Source organism: Robinsoniella sp. RHS (genome assembly GCF_001029355.1).
GTDB lineage: Bacteria > Bacillota > Clostridia > Lachnospirales > Lachnospiraceae > Robinsoniella > Robinsoniella peoriensis.
Genome location: NZ_JNGB01000013.1, coordinates 228327 through 248909, shown reverse-complemented (window position 1 = coordinate 248909; position 20583 = coordinate 228327). Strand labels below are relative to the sequence as shown.

Annotated in this window: 17 protein-coding genes; 16 read left to right on the top strand and 1 reads right to left on the bottom strand. The window is 38.5% G+C overall.

Translation table 11 applies throughout. The features are described 5' to 3' along the window. Positions 1–7: 7 nt before the first annotated feature. A complete protein-coding gene (locus RHS_RS07250) occupies positions 8–1270 on the bottom strand; it encodes a uroporphyrinogen decarboxylase family protein (RefSeq protein WP_044295350.1) in 1263 nt (420 codons plus the stop codon). 621 nt (positions 1271–1891) lie between these two features. Between RHS_RS07250 and RHS_RS07245 the strand changes: the two genes are divergently transcribed. The 16 genes from RHS_RS07245 to RHS_RS07175 all read left to right on the top strand — a co-directional run bounded on the left by RHS_RS07245 (position 1892) and on the right by RHS_RS07175 (position 20576). Continuing rightward, positions 1892–2935, top strand: a complete 1044-nt coding sequence (locus tag RHS_RS07245; protein WP_044295349.1) for a GNAT family N-acetyltransferase — start codon at positions 1892–1894, stop codon at positions 2933–2935. Positions 2936–3047: 112 nt separating this feature from the next. Beyond that, the gene (locus tag RHS_RS30450) at positions 3048–3230 is read left to right on the top strand and encodes a DUF6783 domain-containing protein (protein ID WP_395021656.1); all 183 of its coding nucleotides are present in this window, start codon (positions 3048–3050) and stop codon (positions 3228–3230) included. Between the two features lie 77 nt (positions 3231–3307). After that, positions 3308–4654 carry a diguanylate cyclase domain-containing protein gene (locus RHS_RS07240; protein WP_395021652.1) on the top strand — a complete coding sequence of 449 codons (1347 nt, stop codon included), beginning with the start codon at positions 3308–3310 and terminating at the stop codon, positions 4652–4654. 297 nt (positions 4655–4951) lie between these two features. Beyond that, positions 4952–5704 carry a LytTR family DNA-binding domain-containing protein gene (locus tag RHS_RS07235; RefSeq protein WP_044295339.1) on the top strand — a complete coding sequence of 251 codons (753 nt, stop codon included), beginning with the start codon at positions 4952–4954 and terminating at the stop codon, positions 5702–5704. A gap of 378 nt (positions 5705–6082) precedes the next feature. Beyond that, positions 6083–6925, top strand: a complete 843-nt coding sequence (locus tag RHS_RS07230) for a tyrosine-type recombinase/integrase (RefSeq protein WP_047832753.1) — start codon at positions 6083–6085, stop codon at positions 6923–6925. 414 nt (positions 6926–7339) lie between these two features. Beyond that, on the top strand, positions 7340–8059 hold the full coding sequence (locus RHS_RS07225; protein ID WP_176731048.1) for a helicase associated domain-containing protein: 720 nt from the start codon (positions 7340–7342) through the stop codon (positions 8057–8059). Positions 8060–8090: 31 nt separating this feature from the next. Beyond that, positions 8091–9515, top strand: coding sequence for a sugar transferase (locus RHS_RS07220; protein WP_027292636.1), 1425 nt, complete (start codon positions 8091–8093; stop codon positions 9513–9515). A 61-nt stretch (positions 9516–9576) separates the two neighbouring features. After that, entirely contained in the window at positions 9577–10803 is a 1227-nt protein-coding gene (gene cps2T, locus RHS_RS07215; RefSeq protein ID WP_047832752.1) for a beta 1-4 rhamnosyltransferase Cps2T, read from the top strand. A gap of 7 nt (positions 10804–10810) precedes the next feature. Continuing rightward, positions 10811–12073, top strand: coding sequence for a glycosyltransferase (locus RHS_RS07210; protein WP_047832751.1), 1263 nt, complete (start codon positions 10811–10813; stop codon positions 12071–12073). After that, complete coding sequence (locus RHS_RS07205) at positions 12042–13184, top strand: polysaccharide pyruvyl transferase family protein (RefSeq protein ID WP_027292638.1); 1143 nt, start codon at positions 12042–12044, stop codon at positions 13182–13184. Before RHS_RS07210 ends, RHS_RS07205 begins: the two co-directional genes overlap by 32 nt. Then, the gene (locus tag RHS_RS07200; RefSeq protein WP_047832750.1) at positions 13177–14427 is read left to right on the top strand and encodes an O-antigen ligase; all 1251 of its coding nucleotides are present in this window, start codon (positions 13177–13179) and stop codon (positions 14425–14427) included. The genes RHS_RS07205 and RHS_RS07200 overlap by 8 nt, the downstream gene beginning before the upstream one ends. Continuing rightward, a complete protein-coding gene (locus RHS_RS07195) occupies positions 14424–15977 on the top strand; it encodes a lipopolysaccharide biosynthesis protein (protein WP_047832749.1) in 1554 nt (517 codons plus the stop codon). The genes RHS_RS07200 and RHS_RS07195 overlap by 4 nt, the downstream gene beginning before the upstream one ends. After that, entirely contained in the window at positions 15967–17079 is a 1113-nt protein-coding gene (locus tag RHS_RS07190) for a glycosyltransferase family 4 protein (protein ID WP_395021645.1), read from the top strand. The genes RHS_RS07195 and RHS_RS07190 overlap by 11 nt, the downstream gene beginning before the upstream one ends. 84 nt (positions 17080–17163) lie before the next feature. After that, positions 17164–18495 carry a UDP-glucose/GDP-mannose dehydrogenase family protein gene (locus RHS_RS07185; protein WP_047832748.1) on the top strand — a complete coding sequence of 444 codons (1332 nt, stop codon included), beginning with the start codon at positions 17164–17166 and terminating at the stop codon, positions 18493–18495. A gap of 33 nt (positions 18496–18528) precedes the next feature. After that, positions 18529–19620 (top strand): glycosyltransferase, encoded by a 1092-nt coding sequence (locus tag RHS_RS30445; protein WP_027292642.1) that lies wholly within the window; start codon positions 18529–18531, stop codon positions 19618–19620. A gap of 14 nt (positions 19621–19634) precedes the next feature. Continuing rightward, positions 19635–20576, top strand: coding sequence for a UDP-glucuronic acid decarboxylase family protein (locus tag RHS_RS07175; protein ID WP_027292643.1), 942 nt, complete (start codon positions 19635–19637; stop codon positions 20574–20576). Positions 20577–20583: the final 7 nt, after the last annotated feature.

Genomic DNA, 20583 nt, shown 5'->3' with positions numbered 1-20583 from the left:
ATGAGGTCTACCGGTAGATACCATAGTTGTGGACAGCGTCAGTCATTGCGGCAACATTTTCGATTTTTGCAGGACCTATGGCGTTAAACGGAAGGGTAAATATGAACCCGGACGCAGTTTTCATTTCGTCTAAAAGTTCTTTTACCCGTGTATCAACTTCTTTAACAGTGCCACCAATTAAAAGCGCCGGTGATATACCGCCTGCGATACACATGTGCTCTCCAATGACTTGTTTTGCCTTTATAGGGTCTGTCCGGTCAAACCAGGCAATTGCTTTACCGGCCGGCAGTTCAAGAAGTGTATCCAACAAATGGTCATAACTGCCCTGCAGAGAAAGGAGTGGTGTAAAATCTGCTTTGATGAGTTCTTCACAAATGTACTTGAGATATGGCCAATGAAATTCACGGAACTGTTTTTCTGACAGGAAGCTGTTATACCAGACCGGACAGAATACCCTCCTGGAGCCCGTCAGCTGATATGAAATCTCTCCCGTAGCTTTTCCAACAGCCAATAGTACCGGAGCCAGAGCCGCACAAATCTTATGAACCTTATCCGGAACACGCCGGAGATCATAAATAACCTGATCAAAATCTCTGAGAAATGCTCCAAGTGCATCCAGTGGATTTGGATTAAGTGCCATATACCATGGCGGGCAGTTTACGTCTTTCATTTCCTGAGTAAAGGTTTGTAAATCCCCCAATGCAGGACCCAGCTTCATGCCAAATTTTATGAGGGCAGTTGTTGATTCACTGCTGCCAGGTCTGCTTAATGAGCCATATACCCGTGGAACTACCTTATTATTAAGGAAGCCAAAAGGATCGTCAATAAATTCGTCATATTCTTCAACGCTCATGACCGGACTTTTGATTTTAAATTGTGATTCCACATAGGGCGGAACCTCTCTGCCGGGTTGGGATGAATAATTGTCTTTTAGAATGTCATGTGCAAATCCGCCGCCCAGAACAGAAGCAGCTGCTGCATTTACCGCAGTTTCCGGATCTGTTCCTGCAAGTGCCAAACCCAGTGTCACAGACTCAAATGAGCGAAGCATACATGCTGCATCCCAATTGAAATCCTTTGCAAACTTAGTTGAGGCCTTCATGTACTTATCCTGGTCATAATACATGTCTTCATATGAGATACCAGAATATTTTGCTGGAAAATACAGTGTTGCCGCTCCGATTGGTACACGGTCGACCTTTTCTAATCTGGTGCACCGGTCCAATCGCTCTAATTTTTCACTGTAACTGCTTGCTTCCATGCTTTTCATTAGATTCCCTCCATTTCATTGTGGGCAGAAGAATGATTAAAGTTTTATACCTTATAAATTAATAGTATATTATATGGAAAAACATGTCAATGTCTAATTTAAATAGTTTTAAAAAAGTATTTCATACACTATTTAAATTTATAATATATTATAAACTGTATAAAATATAATAAATATATAATATAAATACAATATAAACTGTATAATTAAAATATGTAATATTATGTAAAATATATAAAACTGTGTGTAAACTAAAAATTATCAATAAATGATTGACATTATTCGCTATTGTATTTTTCTTAAATGATAAACTGTGAAGCCTGGGCAGTGGTTATGGTTTCTCTGCTGCAATGTTTGTGAAAGTGATCTTATTGTAACCAACTGAACGGATTAAACTTTTCTTGACAGTAAGAGAAAGCTTTTATATACTTTTAGTAAATAAACCACAAGGAGGGACCTATGGACAACGCCGTATCAGACGCTGCCTTTTGGATCATATTCATATGGGTCAACCACAAATAAATAATCAGGCATGGCTTGTAAGGGAAGATACAGGCTATGCCTTTTTGCGTTCCCATTGGGCATCTACTAAAAAACTTGGAATGAAAAAGGAGGAAATCAGTGGAGATTGTAATTCGCACTATGGAGCAGGAAGAAGCCAAAGAGGTGAAAAAAATTGGCAAGCGGGCATTTAATTTTATTGAAGGAATGTTTGTAAGTGAACCAAAACATGCATTAGTAGCAGTAGTTGATGGAAAAATTACAGGAGCCATTATCTACAAAATTACGGAAGTCCAGGGGAAGAGAACGGGGTACTTTGAATATGCATTTGTAGACCCGGATTATCATGGGAGAGGAATTGGCAGAAAATTGTACCAGGCAACCACGAATCATCTTTGGGAGCAGGGATGTGACTCTCAGGCAGCATTAGTAAAGGATGACAATGTCGGTTCCTGGAGTTTATTTCTGAAAAATGGATTTTCCAGGGTTGGATTGCCGGAAATGTTCCGGCATCTGGGGGTTTTGGGTGTCTTGTCCCAGTTTATTCGAAATTTATTCTGGCTGGCTATCGGGATGGATTTTTATCTGGCAGTGCGCAATGAGACACTGGAAAGTAAAGACAGCACCGGCAGACAGATTGGGGCATATCTTCTGATCAATGTTTTGCTGATTCTTTTAACTTTGTACCGCATAAAAGAACCCATGATATTTCTGGGGGTCTATGCAGGAATCCTGGCTGGCAGAATCGCCGTGGGCAGAATAATGGCCATGTCCAGTAAGAGGGAATGGCAGTTTCGTATGAATAATGGAGGAGCAGGTGTTGCTGCAATCGTAAATTTTTTTAGCGGAGTATTTCCAATGAGCGGCAACTGGTATCCCCGGGACTACGAAAACACGAACGAATTCCGCAGGGATTTGGGAATGGTGGCTTTAGCAGAATGGTTGTTCATGATTGTATTAACGGGAGTATCTATGATATTTCAATCTTCTCATTTGATTTTTCACTATGCGTCATGGATTGGAGAAATACTTTTGATCTATCGTATCCTGGCATTTTATCCCTTTGAAGCTTATGGCGGAAGCAGGGTCTTTTGCTGGAACAGATGGTTATATTGCGCAATGGCGCTGATATCGGTTCTGCTTATTGCTTTTATGCAGCTTTAATGGGTGTTGTGAAGTGTCGTTTAAGTGAATTTAAATGTCATATAAGTGTATGTTTCCCTAAAGTATTGCTTTTATAGTAAAATAGCTTAAAATAGAAAATAAGTATTATAGCGTGTTTGAAATTCATTCCCGCCATCTGCACGTCCTACTTTGCGGCATATTTGCCCCGAACTCAGGTTACGTAGCCCGCTACGCGCCCTTCATCCGGGACAAATCACCCACAAAGTGTGATGCACAGCTGCCAGAAAGCAATTTTAATACACTCACTAGACCTATACTTTCAGCCATGTTCTAATTTTGAAGAAAAAAATTATAATCCTGAATTCTATACTGATTGTAAATGGAATAAATGTTTAGAGGAAGGAGACAAAAGTGGAATTTAAACGGGAAACATTACAGGAGCTTCAGTCTAAGTTAAGGGAGATGTCTGCCTTGACAAAGAATGTTCCATGTGGACTTCACCAATGTAAGGATGATGAGGAACTGACGATAATTAATATGAGTGACAGTTTTTTCGAGATGTTCGGATATAGCAGGAACGATATTGAGGAAAGATTTCAGAATCGATTTGCAAGAATGATATATAAAGAAGACCGGGACGCTGTGTTTGAATCAATGAAACACCAGCTGGCATTTAAAAATGATCTGGAGTTGGAGTACCGGATACCGATTAAGGATGGCGGTCTGGTGTGGATACTGGATAAAGGGAGGCTTGCTGTAGGAGAAGATGGACAACGGACATTATATTGTGTTATGTTGGACATAACAGAACAGAGGAAGCAGAGGGAAGCCCTGCGGCTTTCTTTAGAGCGGCATCAGGTTATTATGGATCAGGGGACGGATATTATCTTTGAATGGGATATGGATGCGGATAGTCTGACTTTTTCCAAGAACTGGAGTAAGAAGTTTGGCTATACTGCCATAAGGGAAGGCATTAGCAGTAGGATTCCCCAGTCACCGAATATACATCCGGATGATATGGCTGCGTTTATTGCAATTATGACGGACACTGCAGCGGGTGTTCCTTATTCAGAAACAGAATTTCGCATAAAAAATGCAAAGGGCAGATTCACCTGGTGCCGTATTCGGGCTACTACACAATATGACAATAATAAAAGACCTGTAAGGGCAGTCGGCGTGATCGTAGATATAGAGGAAGAGAAGAGAGAACGGCAGGAGCTGATAATTAAATCCCAGAACGACTGTCTAACGGGGCTTTATAATAAGGCGGTATCCCAGAAGAAAATGGAAGAGTATCTGGAGTGGAAGGATTGCGAAAAGGGTGCGTTATTTCTAATTGATGTGGATGACTTTAAATATGTCAATGATCAGTTTGGTCACTTGTGTGGGGATAAGACGTTATCAAAGATCGCTTCAATGATGAAAAATAAATTTCGTTTTACGGATGTGCTAGGCAGAGTTGGGGGAGATGAGTTTCTTGCATTTCTTCCGGGGTTGTCAGATCAGTTAGCAGCTGAACTGGCAGATAAAATTTTAATAGGAATCAAAGAAATTTCTTTCGAAGAGTATGATATTCATTTGAGCTGCAGTATAGGAATTGCATTTTATCCAAAAGACGGCAGGGATTTTTATAGCCTCTTCAGCCATGCTGATCAGGCGCTTTATTATGTGAAAAATACAGGCAAAGGCAGTTATGCCGTCTATAATCCATCGATGCATGAATATAGGGTATCATTAGATGAACATACCTGGTCATGAGATGACATAGCCCAGGATGAAGTAGTTTCTGTTAATGCGGTCCATTAATCAGCCCATATAAATGACTACCAAAGGTGTAAAGGTAAGGAAAAAAATATATTCAGCCATTAGGAGAATCCTCTGTATATGATCCTGATGGCTTCTCTTTGCAAATATTTCAAATTTGAAAGTTTCAAGATTATTTCAAGAATTTGATCTCTGTTTGACATCAGGATTACCTTAAGATACAATTATTCTGCAGCTATTAGGTTTTTTGCTATTTGTTATGGCCTGTTATGACACCTTGGGAGGGATAAAATGATTAAGATTGCTATCTGTGATGATGATGAGGTAGAATTACATCGGCTGAATGTTATAGTGCAGCAGATAATAAAATTATATTCGGAAACGGAAATTTCAATTGCCGTATTTCATACTGCTAATAGTCTATTGAATGCGATTCGTTACGAGAATTTCGAAATTTATTTGATGGATATTATCATGCCGGAAAGAAATGGTATAGAGATGGGACAGCTCATAAGGCAGAGAGATGAACAGGCTGTTATTATTTATCTGTCAAATTCACCGGATTTTGCAGTTCAGTCTTATACGGTACATGCCTATTATTATTTGTTAAAACCAGTGAAATACGAAGAACTGTACCTGGTTTTACAGAAAGTATTGAAACGTTACGAGCGGTTTAACACTAGTGTCTATATAAAAACAAGTAATGGCATGGTTACAGTCAGTAAGAGTTCCATTATCTATATTGAGTATCATTATCATTATTTATCCTATTATCTGGAGAATGGAGAAGTAATTGACAGTGTTATTTTTCGGGAGTCTTTTGGTCAGAAAATGCAGGATCTGTTAAAAGATTTCCGTTTTACTAAGGTTTCCTCGTCCGTAATCGTTAACATGTTATTTGTCAATAAAATTTCAAAGAAAGGTTTTACTCTGATTAATAAAAAAGAGCTGAGAATTACGCGAACTTATCAAAGTGCCAGAAAAAGCTATATGGAGTTTTTATTCAAAGAAGCCCAGGAGAGTGATTTCTATTCTAATATTTAGTGATGACATTCTTTACAATCTCATTAAGGTTCTAATGACCACTTCAATAACTTTGGGATTAATGTTTACTTTAATCGAGGTATTGGGAGCAGAAGCATTCAGGCTTTTGTTAAGAAATATAATGGCAGTATTGATTATGATATTCAACCGGGGCTATTCCGGTTAAGATTGATATTATATTGAAATGTGAATATGCTAATTAGATAGCGTTATTATTTATTTTAATTGGGAGAACTGTGTAAGCTTTTATATTTTAGCTAACACAGTTTTTTATTTTTTAAAAATACCTCATAATTATTAATTATCTTGAAGATAATAGTCAAATAAAGATATACCAGAATTAAATAATATAAGGAAGACATTTTTAGGAGACAAAATATGAAACCAGAGAAAGTTTCGGAAGACGCGATCGTACTTTTTATAAGACAGTTACAAAAAGAGGAAAAAAGTGAATTAACGATACAGAAATATATGCGGGATATCAGAAGATTTCAAGTATTTCTTGCTGGAAATGAAATCAGAAAGGACCTTGTAATTGCTTACAAGAAATATCTAAAGGATAATTTTGCAGTAACCAGTGTTAATTCCATGATAGCGGCAGTGAATAAGTTCCTGCAGTTTTTTGGGCTAAATGATTTCTGTGTAAAGCAGCTGAAGGTACAAAAAAAGCCATACCGTTCTTCGGAGAAGGAACTGAATAAAGAAGAATATATACGCCTGCTGAATACAGCAAAGTCCATTAATAACGAAAGAATGTTTGTAATACTCCAAACGATAGCATCAACGGGTATTCGTATATCTGAATTGAAATATTTTAAGATCGAGGATATTAAACAGGGAGAGATTACGGTATCCAGCAAGAATAAGACCAGAATAATCCTGATACCCAAAAAGTTAAAAAAGGTACTAATTCTTTTTTCAAAGAAATATGGGATTAAAAGCGGAGAAGTTTTCATTACGAAAGGCGGCAAATCACTGAATAGAAGTAATATCTGGGCAGACATGAAGAAATTATGTCAAAAAGCAGGTGTATCAAAAGAAAAAGTGTTCCCTCATAACCTGAGAAAGCTGTTTGCCAGATGCTTTTATGAATTAAAAAAAGATATTGCCAAGTTAGCAGATGTACTGGGTCATAGCAGTATAAATACGACACGTATCTACATTATGACATCGGGGTATGAACATCAGAGAGATATTGATAAACTGGGATTAATCCTATAGAAAATAAAAACTACATAATTACCATTATGTAGTATCAGACATTTATAAATTACATAACTATTTTTTACGATTGGTATTATATTAGCACTATTTTGATAAAAATGCAAATACATAATAGAAAAAAAGTCGAATTTTAATCAGTTACTTAATTTTGAACATTCAAACAAGTCTTTTGCATTAAAAATTGTAAAAGACTTTTCTTTTCATATCTTAAATTTTCCTATTGACTCAGATTAATTTCACATATTGCATATAAAACACAAAATGATCCCTTTTCTCTGGTCCTGATACTACATAATGGTAATTATGTAATAGGGAAAACGGTAAGGAACCGCGTTCTTGGAAATGTAAAAAGTTGTACCACATATATGGTGAGGCGTTGCTAAAAAAGAAAGGATGCAGAGAAAAAAGAAAATGAACAAGACGAGTAAGCGCCAGTATACGCGCCTTGATTGGGATGTATGGTATGAACTGGCAAAGGAATATTATGAGACAAACCATCACTTAAGAATACCGGTAAAATACAGAACAAACAATGATCTTTTGCTTGGGCGGTGGATTGAGCGGCAAAGAGCTGCGTATCATGAAAAGGGTGTTTACCAGATTGATGAAAGAAGAATATATCTGTTGAATCAGATTGAAATGGAATGGACGCTGGGGATACGCACACAGTGGGAGATCTGGTATCAGTATTGTGTCCAGTATTATGAGGAGTACAAAAATATAGATATTCCAAAGGGATATATGGTCAGGCATCTGCCATTGGGCGAATGGATCAGTTATCAAAGGAAACGTTACAAGCAAAACAAACTTCGTCCGGAGGAAACAGATAAATTAGAACGGCTGGGTATTAACTGGCAGATCCGTACTAGAAGGGAATGGGATGAATGGTATGAGCAGGCAAGCTGCTACTATAAGACCTATGGGAATCTGGAAGTACCTTTTAATTATGTAACGGAATCCGGATTTAAATTAGGAATATGGATCAATGTTCAACGGGAAAAATACAGAGGGACCAGGAAAAATAAACTGGAGGAGAGTGAGGTCTTCAAATTGAATCAGATTGGAATGCTCTGGGGAATTCGAAGTGAAAGGCATTTAGAGAAAAGTACAATTTTACAAAAAAGCAGTTAAATATAAAAATAAGGTAGAAAAAGAGTTAATTATGTACCAGAAAAATTTAAATAATTGGATGAAACACCTTGATTTTATCATTATTGATCTGATTTGTGTGGAAGCAGCCTTAATGATTGCCTTTATGATTAGATATGGAGTTCAAACTTTTTACTTAAGAGATATTTATTTAGGTTGGTCAGTCATTTTTATCTTTATTGATGGATTGATCGCTCTTGCATTTGGGAGCTATCAGGATATTTTAAAAAGAGGTATTGGAAAAGAAGTAAAGGAAACGATCCACCATACGTCCTGTGTGATGATTTGTTTCTTGCTGTATCTGTATCTTGCAAAAACCATGAATATGTATTCGCGTTCCGTTTATGTAACTATGTGGGCTTTCTTTACCCTGTTGAGTTTTTGTTTCCGATGTGTCAGAAAGAAGACTTTAAAAAGCGGAAGCTTATTTTTAGTGAGCCAGGGAAAAAGAAATTTGATTCTGATAACAGATAAAAAAAGTGTCAGGAAAATGATCCTGGATTTCCAAACCCGTAGTTTTGGGAACTTTTGCATTATGGGCGTCATTGTTATGGATGAAGACATGCGGGGAGAGAAGATTCTGGATATTCCGGTACTGGCTGACCGCAGCAATGCTTTGGACTATATGAAAAATGAATGTATTGATGAAGTATTTTTTTCATTACCGGAGCTGGACCCTATTTACAAGCCGCTGATAGATGGATGTACGGAAATGGGACTTACAATACATATTAATTTAATTCATATTCCGGAACTAAAAACCAATCAGTTTGTGGAAAACATTGTGGGATATACGGTGCTTTCCAGTTCCGTGAATCTGGTGACAACCGGGCAGCTGTTCTGGAAGCGGTTACTGGATATCTGCGGCGGGCTGGTGGGGTGCTTTATGACACTGGTAATAGGTTTGGCTGTGGGACCGCTTATCTACTTTAAGTCGCCGGGACCGATCTTTTTTTCACAGGTAAGAATCGGAAAAAACGGACGTCGTTTTCATATATATAAATTCCGCTCCATGTATCTGGATGCGGAGAAAAGAAAAAAAGAGCTGATGGAGCAAAACAATATCGAAGACGGGCTGATGTTTAAGATGGACAATGATCCCAGAATTATTAAAGGGATCGGAGACTTTATACGAAAATCTTCCATAGATGAGCTTCCGCAGTTCTGGAATGTATTGAAAGGTGAGATGAGTCTTGTTGGAACCAGGCCTCCTACCCTGGATGAATGGGAAAAATATCAGTTCCACCATAGAAAAAGAATAGCCATTAAGCCGGGGATTACGGGGCTATGGCAGGTAAGCGGCAGAAGCAACATCACAAACTTTGAAGAAATAGTCAAGCTGGATGTCAGTTATATCATGAACTGGTCCATTTTTTTAGATGTCAAAATCCTTTTGAAAACAGTTTGGGTGGTTTTAAAAAGGGAAGGTTCTTCCTGAAGATTGGAAAACGAAGGATTTAAATGATGAAATGATTATGAAATGGAGATGAAAATACGAGATGAAACCAAAGGTTACGAATGATAATAGGAATAAGAAAAAAGTACAGCATGTATTTATCATCGGTTCGAAAGGGATTCCAGCAAAATATGGCGGATTTGAAACATTTGTAGAGAAGCTGACGAAGTTTAAAAAGTCAGATGAAGTAGAGTATCATGTTGCCTGTGCAGCAGAACCGGAAGATTACAATGCCCGGGAGGCCGAATTTTCTTATAATGGTGCTGACTGTTATACCATTAAGTGGAAGAAGATAGGTCCGGCAAGAGCTATCTTATATGATGCGGATGCCTTGCGATGGGCGCTCCGCTACGTAAAAAAGCACCACGTCAGGCAGCCTGTTTTCTACATATTGGCATGCAGGATCGGAATATTTATCAGGCATTATAAAAAGAAGATAGAAGAAATAGGCGGACTTTTATATATTAATCCCGATGGTCATGAATTTCTGCGTAAAAAGTGGAGTCCAATTGTCAGAAGATATTGGAAATATTCGGAATCCCGTATGGTGAAGTATGCGGATCTTTTAATTTGTGACAGTAAAAATATCGAAAGTTATATCCGTTCGGAATACAGAGTTTACAGCCCCAATACCACTTATATTGCCTATGGTGCAGAAACCGGTAAATCTGTAATTTCCGACACAGATGAAAAACTGGTTCACTGGTATCAGGATAAAAAATTAAGACCAAAAGAGTATTATCTGGTGGTTGGCAGGTTTGTTCCTGAGAATAATTATGAAATCATGATTCGGGAGTTCATGAAGTCCGGGACAACAAAAGATTTCGCTCTAATAACGAATGTCAGCGAAAAATTTCTGGAGGAATTAAAGCAGAAAACAGGATTTGCAAAAGATCCCAGAATTAAATTCGCAGGCACAATGTATGATTCTGAAATCTTAAAGAAAATACGTGAAGATGCGTATGGATATTTTCACGGTCATGAAGTAGGAGGAACGAATCCAAGTCTGCTGGAAGCCCTCAGTGCAACGGATCTGAATCTTCTGCTGGACGTGGGATTTAACCGGGAAGTGGGAGAGGACGGCGCATTATACTGGAATAAAAAGGACGGAAATCTTGCGCGTTTAATTAATGAGGCAGATCAAATGTCACCTGCTCAGATTGCTGACATGGGAAAAACGGCAAAAAAGAGAATATCAGACTGGTACAACTGGGGATATATTGTAGATCAATATGAGAAACTGTTCCTTGGAAAAAATGAGAGGAGATAACACGAATATGAAAATATTGCTGGTTAACAAATTTCATTATATTAAGGGCGGATCGGAAACGTATTATTTTGGACTGGGTGAACTGCTCAAAGAAAAAGGTCATGAGGTTATTTATTTTTCCATGAAAGATGACCGGAATTTCCCTTGCGGGCAGGAAGGGTATTTTACTGAACATATGGATTTTAACGGCAAAATGGACAAGATCCCCATGCTTCAAACCGGAATGAAAATATTATATTCCAGAGAGGCAAAAAAGAAAATCAGTGCTCTGATTCAAAAAGAGAAGCCGGATGTGGTTCACCTGAATCTGTTTCAAAGGCAGCTGACCCATTCAATAATTGATGCTGTGACAAAATATCATATCCCCATCGTCTATACCGCCCATGACCTGAATTGTATCTGCCCCAATTACATGATGCTGACCCACGGAAATATCTGTGAAGCATGCAAAAGCGGACATTATGGTGCATGTTTCCGCAATCAGTGCGTAAAGGATTCCAGCGTAAAAAGTCTCTTGTCTGCAGCAGAAGCGTACCTTTATAAATGGAAAAAGACGTATCAGAAAATTGATCTGTTTATAACACCCTCTGATTTTTATAAACGCAAGATCGAAGAAGCTGCCATTACCACTTCCCCGGTCATACATATGAAAAATTTCCTTCCTGCCAAAAGCGTATACCAGGCTGTGCAGGAAAATGACTCTTATTTTCTCTATTTCGGAAGGCTTAGCAAAGAAAAAGGAATCATGACAATGTTAAAAGCCTATCAGGAATCCGGTCTGGAAAATCAGCTGTATCTTGCCGGAAGCGGAGATTTAGAAGACGAAATTCAGCAGTATATCAGCTGTCATCAATTAAAAGAAAGAATCAGGCTGATGGGGTTTCTGTCCGGGGAGGTGCTGCAGCGTATCGTACAGAGAGCAAAATGCATCGTTCTTCCTTCGGAATGGTATGAAAATGGTCCATATACCATTATGGAAGCAATGGCACAGGGAAAACCGGTAATTGTCAGCAGCAACGGCGGTCTGCCGGAGATTGTAGAGAATGGGGAAACCGGATACATTGCCAGACCCAAAGACACTGCAAGTCTGGCGGAATGTATGAAGAAGATGGCAGGGCTTTCCCGGGAAGAGTACCGGATCATGGGGGAAAAAGCAGTGGCGAATGCAAAGAGAGATTTCGATGCAGACCAGTATCTGAAGAATTTGGTACAGTACTACGAGCAGGTAAGGAGATCATATGGCAAAAATAGGAGTAGTAACATTACATAAATCCATTAACTATGGTGGAGCTCTTCAGGCCGTGGCGCTGAATGAACATTTAAAAAAGCAGGGGCATGAGGTGGTTTTTTTGAATTATCAGAAATCATGGCCGATATATAACAGTCCGGTCAGATACCGGAAACTGCGGATACATTACTATGGCAATCATGGAGTTGTGACAAAATTCCGGATTTTAGCCGGAATGGGTAAGACTGCATTAAGCAATGTTTTTTATTTCAGACGGAAGAGGAAGCATGATGGCTTTCAAGATTTTGTCCATAAATATTTAGTGGTAACACCTTATTACCACTCTTACCGGGAGTTAAAAGACAATTATCCGGACTGTGATTATTATATCACTGGCAGCGATCAGGTATGGAACAATTATTATACCATGGACAAGTTTGACAAAGGTTATTTTTTAAGCTTTGTCGCGGAAAGCCACAAAAAAATAGCATACGGAGCCAGTATTGGCGGGGCAAGAGACGACACCTATATTAAAAAAATCATATCATTGACGAAAGATTTTAAGGCGGTATCGGTAAGGGAAAAAAGCCTGGAGGAACAGATGCACAGGCTGGGTGCCGCTCAGGTTGTTACCGTACTGGATCCCACATTACTGTTAACAAAAGAACAATGGCTGGGATTTATAAAACCGTCTGATATAAAGGAACCCTATATCCTGATGTATGGGTTGGAATATTCACAGGAACTGGACCGGGCAGTTGAATATTTGAGAGAAAAATACGGTTATAGTATTGTGGATATTTTTCCAGGGGTTACCAGATTAAAAAATATTAAATATGTGGATAAGTATTGTTCTCCGGAGGAATTTCTCAGATATATCAAAAATGCCAGTTATATCGTGACCAACTCGTTTCACGGAACGGTATTTTCCATTATTTTTGAAAAACGGTTTTTAACCATTCCAAGAGTTCATCAGGAAAGTCGTATGTACGATCTGTTAGATTCGCTGAAACTTTCGAACAACCTGTGGGATATGCGAAAAGAAACGTATACTTTTGATAAAGACGGAATTGATTACCTGGCTGTAAAAAATAGATTAAAGGAATTGCAGAAGTTGTCTTTTCAATTTTTAGAGGGGGCACTCAATGCTTAGTTTAAAAAATACGACAGGACAAAACATAAAAACAGATGCCTGGAGTTTTTTTACAGTCTGTTGGATGCTTACTTTGCTGTCTTCTTCCATCGGAAGATATATGAATTACAGCTATGCCATGACTCTGATTGCTTTTATTGTTTATATCATCAGAAGCCGTCAGATCAATTTTAACTATATTAATATTCTCTGGGGAATATTAATTGGAATTTTTCCGCTTTTCAATTATCTGATACATACCCCGGACTTTTTACTTATTGATATTCTTGGGTATGTTGTTTCCCTGTCAGGCATATTTGCAGTTAACGAACCGGCAAGAAGGTTTGACGGCATTATTTTATATATGAAACTCCGGGCGTTGATTGAAGCTTTTTTTGTGATACTGCAGCAATTTGTTTATCCGGTGTATGTTAAATTTGCCTGGCGTATTCTTGGAACATGGAATTATGATGCCGGGGGAATGGCACTGAGTATTTCGCTGTCAGCGTACATCATTGTTTTTGGGATAGGTGCATTTTTATTCTGCAAAAATGGAAAGAACTCTGTTGGTTATATGCTGTCTGTTATTTTTTGTTTTACTGCACTTGTGTTCACGGACAAAAGAACCATCATGTTAATTGCACTTGTATTATGTATGTTAGTTTATTTTATCAATTGTAATCAGAAGATAAGAATGCGACGTATTCTATTATTACCGATTTTAGTGATTTTACTTGCAGGATTTAGTATTTGGTTTTACAGAGCATATGGAAATGAAAATGCAATTGGCAGAATTATTGAAACTCTGATCAATATTTCGGAGCAAAAAGATATATCAAACAGCCGGAACGATATTCACGCTGTTGCGTGGAAATTGTGGGGAGAATCTGCATATACAAAGTTGTTTGGGATAGGATGGGGAGAGTTTAAGCAGAACTTTAACTTATTTAAAAATACATCTCAGGTGCACAATATATACTTACAATTACTTTGTGAGACAGGAATTACCGGCGTAGTTTGTTTTGTATCGGTTCAGTTAATCTGTCTGTTCTCTTCTGTGCATCTGTTCATACGATTTTTTAGGGAGAACAGCAGCAGAAGAGATCTGATCGGATTTTCAATTACAGGCCAGTTCGTTTTTGGGGTATATGGATTTACCGGAAATCCACTGTACGACAGCACCTGTTACCTGATGTACTTTATGATGATCACAATTTTAATCGTAGTCAGGCGGAGCTACAGACTGGAGAGAAGACAGCAATGAAAATGGAAAGAACAAAAAATTTTGTCAGAAGTACTTTTTACGGGGTTATTAATACACTTGTTATGATGCTGCTTCCTTTTGTAATCCGAACGGTAATGCTTTATATTCTGGGCGAAGAATATATTGGGTTAAATAGCCTGTTTACTTCAATTTTTAGTGTTTTAAACTTTGCGGAATTAGGATTTGGCGGAGCCATTGTCTATTATATGTACAAACCGATTGCTTCCGGTGATGAAGACACGATTTGTTCGTTATTAAATCTGTTCCGCAAATTTTATTATTTTGTTGGCGCAGCGATGCTGCTGCTGGGAATAGCGATTATGCCATTTATGGAACACCTGATTCATGGTGCCTGGCCCCGGGATATTAATATATACGTTTTGTATCTGGTATTCCTCTTTAATGCGGTTTTCGGCTATTTTTTCTGGGGATATAAAGCATGTTTACTGGCTGCACATCAAAGAAATGATGTGTCAAGTAAAATATCTCTATTTGTATACGTGGGGATATATCTGGTGCAGGCAGCTGTTTTGATTTTATTTAAGAATTATTACATCTATGTAATATTAACGCCTGTTTGTACTATTTTGATAAATGTAATCACAGCGGTTGCCGTCAGAAAAATGTATCCGCGGTATTTTTGCAGGGGAAAGGTATCGGCTGATATCAGGTCGGGGATGAAACAGAAGCTTTTAGGATTAATTTGTTATCGTTTAGGCGGTACTGCTTTGGTTTCGGTAGATAATATAGTGATTTCCAGTTTTTTGGGACTTCTGATTCTGGGTAAATTCAACAATTATTATTATATCCTGTTTGCAGTAGGAAGTATGCTGACCATATTTCATAATTCATTGACTGCAGGCGTGGGAAACAGCCTGGAAACAGAGTCTTTGCAAAAGAATTACCAGGATTATAAAATGTTGATCTTTATTAATCACTGGCTGTGCGGATGGTGTGCCATCTGCCTGCTCTGTCTGTATCAGAGTTTTATGTGGTTATGGGTGGGACAAGACCGGCTGTTTGGAATGGATACGGTGATTTTATGCGTTTTGTATTTCTATATCAGCTATGTCAGGAAGATTGTAACAGTATACAGAGATGCGGCAGGTGTCTGGTATGAAGATCGGTTCAGACCCCTGGTTACCGTAATTTTGAATTTGATTTTAGATGTTGTATTGGTAAATATATTTGGAATCAATGGGATTTTATTTTCCACAATCTTCATATCCCTGTTTATATCATATCCATGGGAGCTGAAGGTATTTTACAACATTGTTTTAAAAAGAAGTTCCATGGAGTACTATTGGGATTTATTGAAACAGCTGCTTATAACTGTGACAGCTGCCCTGTGTACTTACTTACTATGCCAATTGATTTCTACCCCGGGATCTGTAGTTTCATTCTTAGGGCAGGCGGGAATATGTCTGATCATACCAAATTTGCTGTATGTGATTGTATTCCGTAACAGACCGGAGTTTGGCAGAGTGACCGCTATTATGAAGAGAAAGCCATGGAAAAGACAGAAAGAGGAAGAAGAATATGAACATTGAACATATCTGGAAATGGACGGATAACCCGGTGATGGATTGGTCCGGAATTCCTTATGGTTTATTCGAAGCTATGAGAAAGCAGTCGGAAGCAGTCACAGACAGCGCTTACTGCCTGAAGAACAGGAGCAGGGAGCGGATTTTCCTGTCCCGTGCTGCGAACAAACTTTTAAGACATTCAGATTACCGGTTAGATGATATTGCCTGGGGAGAAAAATGCCTGAATGAAAACCTGAAGGTTATTCCCCAAAACCGTTATTTTATGTATCGGGAATATGATACGAAAGTAACCGAAAATACATATATCTATATCGATTTATCAGATGATTACCTTTACCGGCTGTACCAGGCGCAAAGCCCGATTTTAAAATATACTGCAATGCCGCCGAACACTTCCGCCGAAGTCATGAAAGTGAGAAGGGATAAGGCAGTGGAGTTCTATAAAAAATGTAAAGGGATTTTTACTATGGGACAATGGCTTGTGGACGACCTGGTCAGCAACACGGGAGTAGATCCGGGGAAAGTCCATGCAATCGGCGGGGGATGCAATGTGGATATTTCCAGCATTGACCGCTCAAGAAAGCAGTCCAATAAGATCTTGTTTGTAGGAAAAGAATTCCAGCGAAAAGGCGGAGAAGTGGTAATTGAGGCATTTCGGATATTAAAAAAGGAAAAGATGCCGGATGCAGAACTTTATATAGCAGGTCCTGAAACGTGGCCTTTGCCGGGAGAAATACCCGACGGAGTGAAGTATCTTGGATTGATGAGGCCTGAAAAGCTGGCGGAATATTATAATCTTTGTGATATTTTTGTTATGCCATCACGGTCAGAACCTTTTGGTATCGTTTTCGCAGAAGCATTAATCTTTGGGCTTCCCTGCATAGCCCGAAATGCATTTTCTATGAAAGAAATTATTACAGAGGGGAAAAACGGGTATCTCATTGATGAGGAGAATCCCCTGGAGCTGGCTGGTAAAATGTACCGGCTGTTAAATAATGCAGAAATCAAAAATTACGTGACCAGTCATCAGGAAGAGTACATAAAGAAATATTCCTGGGATACCATTGCCGGGATTGTATTAGAAACCATTGAAAACGACAGGTGATCAGCAGACAGGAAAATATCAAAAAGAATAATACAATAGAAGAAGTACAAATCTGAAAATTACTGAAATACGGAGGAACCGGTTATGAGAATTACCGTCATTGGGACAGGGTATGTGGGACTGGTAACAGGGGCATGTCTGTCTGAAATGGGAAATGAAGTAGTATGCGTGGATACCAATGCAGTTAAAATTAAAAACCTGCAAAATGGAACCATTCCAATATATGAACCTGGATTAGAAGAAATTGTAGTCCGGAATTTAGAACTGGGGCACCTTAGTTTTACAACATCGCTGCAGGAAGCAATTCAAAAATCTAAAATCTGTTTTATTGCAGTTGGAACACCTATGGGTGAAGATGGAAGTGCAGATTTGCAATACGTGCTTTCCGTGGCGGCATCCATTGGAAAATATATGGAGAACCACGTCTTTGTTATAGATAAATCTACAGTTCCGGTGGGAACGGCAGGAAAGGTACGGAAAAAAATCCAGGAAGAATTGGATAAACGATGTCTGGAATTGACATTTGATGTAATCTCCAATCCTGAATTTTTAAAAGAAGGTAATGCCATAGCAGATACCATGCGCCCGGACAGAATCGTTATAGGTGCAGATAATGAACATGCCTTTTCCATGATGAAAGAACTTTACAAGCATTATGTACTGAACACCAATAATTTTATCTGTATGGATATTGCCAGTGCAGAGATGACGAAATATGCAGCCAATTCCATGCTGGCGGCTAAAATAAGCTTTATGAACGAAATGGCTAATATCTGTGAACTGGTGGGTGCGGATGTGAATCATGTCAGGCTTGGGATCGGCAGTGATTCCAGGATCGGCTACAGTTTCATTTATCCCGGCTGCGGCTATGGCGGCTCCTGTTTTCCAAAGGATGTGCAGGCATTGATCCGCACAGCAGAAGAGTCCGGATATCAGGCATCCCTTTTAAAATCGGTAGAAGAGGTCAATTTTATGCAGAAAAAAGTCCTGGTACAGAAAGTGGCAGATTATTTTGGTGAAGATCTGAGTGATAAATGTTTCGGTGTATGGGGGCTGTCTTTTAAACCGGAGACAGATGATATGCGGGAAGCGGCATCCATTACCATTATTTCGGAACTGACAAAAAGAGGTGCGAAGATTAAGGCTTATGATCCAAAGGCGGAAAACGAAGCCCGAACCTTTTATCTGAAAGATAACTCCCATGTGGAATATGTGAAAAGCAAATACTCTGCACTAGTGGATGTGGATGCCATGCTGCTGATAACCGAGTGGAAAGAATTCCGCTCACCTGATTTTCAGGAGATGCTGAAGAGAATGAAAACTCCGGTTATTTTCGATGGCAGAAATCAGTATGAGAAGAAAGCGGTGGAAGAGCTTGGATTTACATATTATCAGATTGGGGTGGGGAAAAATTGATTTCATTTCTGTGGATTAAAGGAGCTATGGATTATGGAACAGTGTCTTTTTAGTATTATAATTCCGTGCTATAACGTGAGCGCCTATTTAAATGTATGCCTGGACAGTATTATCGAAAATCGATTCCGTAATTATGAAATAATATTGGTTAACGATGGATCGGATGATGACACTTCTGCTATATGTAAAGATTACGCGACAAGAGACAGGAGAATTATATATATAGAAAAAGAAAACGGTGGTGTCTCATCAGCACGAAATAAAGGCTTGGACCAAGCCAGGGGAAAATACATTTTATTTGCAGATCCTGATGACGAAATAGATAAAGATGCACTTAAGATATTATCATCCTTAATTGAACAAAAGGAGTCAGACCTTGTCTCATTTGGATATTATGCTGTATTTCCAGATGGGATAACAGAAAGTGTATTGCCAAAAGATAAGTATGAATACAATTCCAATAAATTGATAATGAAAAATTATTTTCCACGGTTAATTGGAATATCAAAACTAAGTATCAGCAGGTGGAATGGTAAAGGAGACATTGATCCGAAAAGAGAAAAAGGTATGGTCTGGAAGCATTTATTTCGAAAGGATATTATTGACAGACATCATATTCGTTTTGATGAAAAAATTATTCTGAATGAAGATTCAATGTTTATCTGTGAGTTTTGCATCCATGCCCGTTCCATGTGTTCTATTCATAAAGAGCTCTATTATTACTATATCAGAAATAGCGGTGCGCTTCTGAGAACTTTACAGGGAAGTAATTTACTGCAAAACAAAATAGCTCTGTCAGAAGCGAGAGAACGGATCCGGTCTGAGGTTATGGCTGAGATGTGCGTAGATATATTTGAATTATATTCCGGATCTAATGTTTTATCTATTATAGAATTGATGAATAATATTACAGAAAAAGAAAAGATAAAGAAGTCATATTATCTTTTAAATAAATATTTATCATTGCCATGTGTGGAAGAGGCAATTAAAAATCTGACAGTGCATGGTGGAGGATACAAATTAAAAATTATATTGATTTTATTGAAATGCAATATGAGTTTAGGAGTACTTTTCATCATTTATCTGTTAAAAAAAGTTGGAATTAACATTAATAAGTTTTATTGAAAGAAGGATAAAAATTGAAGAACAGAATTTTAGTAACAGGAGGAGCAGGATTTTTAGGTTCTCATTTATGTGAACGTCTGGTAAATGAGGGGCATGAAGTAATCTGTGTAGATAATTTATTTACAGGAAGCAAAAGAAATATAGAGCATCTGTTTGATAAGAAGAATTTTGAATTTTTACGTCATGATATTGTGAATCCCCTGTATGCAGAGGTAGATATGATTTACAACCTGGCATGTCCTGCCAGTCCGATTCACTATCAGTATAATCCGATAAAAACAACCAAAGCAAGTGTACTGGGTGCCATGAATATGCTGGGACTGGCAAAAAGAGTACATGCAAGAATACTGCAGGCAAGTACCAGTGAGGTATATGGCGATCCGGAGATTCATCCACAGCCGGAAAGCTACCGGGGCTGTGTGAATACCATCGGAATCCGTTCCTGCTATGATGAGGGAAAACGTGTGGCGGAAACGTTATTTTTTGACTATCACAGACAGCATAACGTAGATATAAAGGTTATGAGAATCTTTAATACATATGGACCCAGGATGCATCCTAATGATGGAAGAGTCGTATCAAATTTTATAGTTCAGGCGCTGAAAGATGAGGATATCACCATTTATGGAGATGGAAGCCAGACAAGAAGTTTCTGCTATGCAGATGATTTAATTGAAGGAATGGTGAGGCTTATGAATTCCCACGAAGGATTTACGGGTCCTGTAAATATCGGGAATCCGGGTGAATTTACGATTAAAAGCCTTGCGGAACTTGTGATTGAACTGACTGGAAGTAAATCGAAACTGGTATTTCACCCACTGCCTTCCGATGATCCGATGCAGAGAAAACCAGTGATTGAACTGGCGAGAAAAGAACTGGGATGGGAACCGGGTATCTGCTTAAGAGAAGGACTGGAAAAAACGATCCAGTATTTTTCGGATTTGTCATGGAGGTAAAACAGAT

Excerpts from the sequence above, each read along its gene's own strand:
- RHS_RS07250 (WP_044295350.1), bottom strand. The coding sequence starts at position 1,270 with ATGAAAAGCATGGAAGCAAGCAGTTACAGTGAAAAATTAGAGCGATTG.
- RHS_RS07235 (WP_044295339.1), top strand. The coding sequence starts at position 4,952 with ATGATTAAGATTGCTATCTGTGATGATGATGAGGTAGAATTACATCGG.
- RHS_RS07230 (WP_047832753.1), top strand. The coding sequence starts at position 6,083 with ATGAAACCAGAGAAAGTTTCGGAAGACGCGATCGTACTTTTTATAAGA.
- RHS_RS07225 (WP_176731048.1), top strand. The coding sequence starts at position 7,340 with ATGAACAAGACGAGTAAGCGCCAGTATACGCGCCTTGATTGGGATGTA.
- RHS_RS07220 (WP_027292636.1), top strand. The coding sequence starts at position 8,091 with ATGTACCAGAAAAATTTAAATAATTGGATGAAACACCTTGATTTTATC.
- cps2T (WP_047832752.1), top strand. The coding sequence starts at position 9,577 with ATGAAACCAAAGGTTACGAATGATAATAGGAATAAGAAAAAAGTACAG.
- RHS_RS07210 (WP_047832751.1), top strand. The coding sequence starts at position 10,811 with ATGAAAATATTGCTGGTTAACAAATTTCATTATATTAAGGGCGGATCG.
- RHS_RS07205 (WP_027292638.1), top strand. The coding sequence starts at position 12,042 with ATGGCAAAAATAGGAGTAGTAACATTACATAAATCCATTAACTATGGT.
- RHS_RS07200 (WP_047832750.1), top strand. The coding sequence starts at position 13,177 with ATGCTTAGTTTAAAAAATACGACAGGACAAAACATAAAAACAGATGCC.
- RHS_RS07195 (WP_047832749.1), top strand. The coding sequence starts at position 14,424 with ATGAAAATGGAAAGAACAAAAAATTTTGTCAGAAGTACTTTTTACGGG.
- RHS_RS07190 (WP_395021645.1), top strand. The coding sequence starts at position 15,967 with ATGAACATTGAACATATCTGGAAATGGACGGATAACCCGGTGATGGAT.
- RHS_RS07185 (WP_047832748.1), top strand. The coding sequence starts at position 17,164 with ATGAGAATTACCGTCATTGGGACAGGGTATGTGGGACTGGTAACAGGG.
- RHS_RS30445 (WP_027292642.1), top strand. The coding sequence starts at position 18,529 with ATGGAACAGTGTCTTTTTAGTATTATAATTCCGTGCTATAACGTGAGC.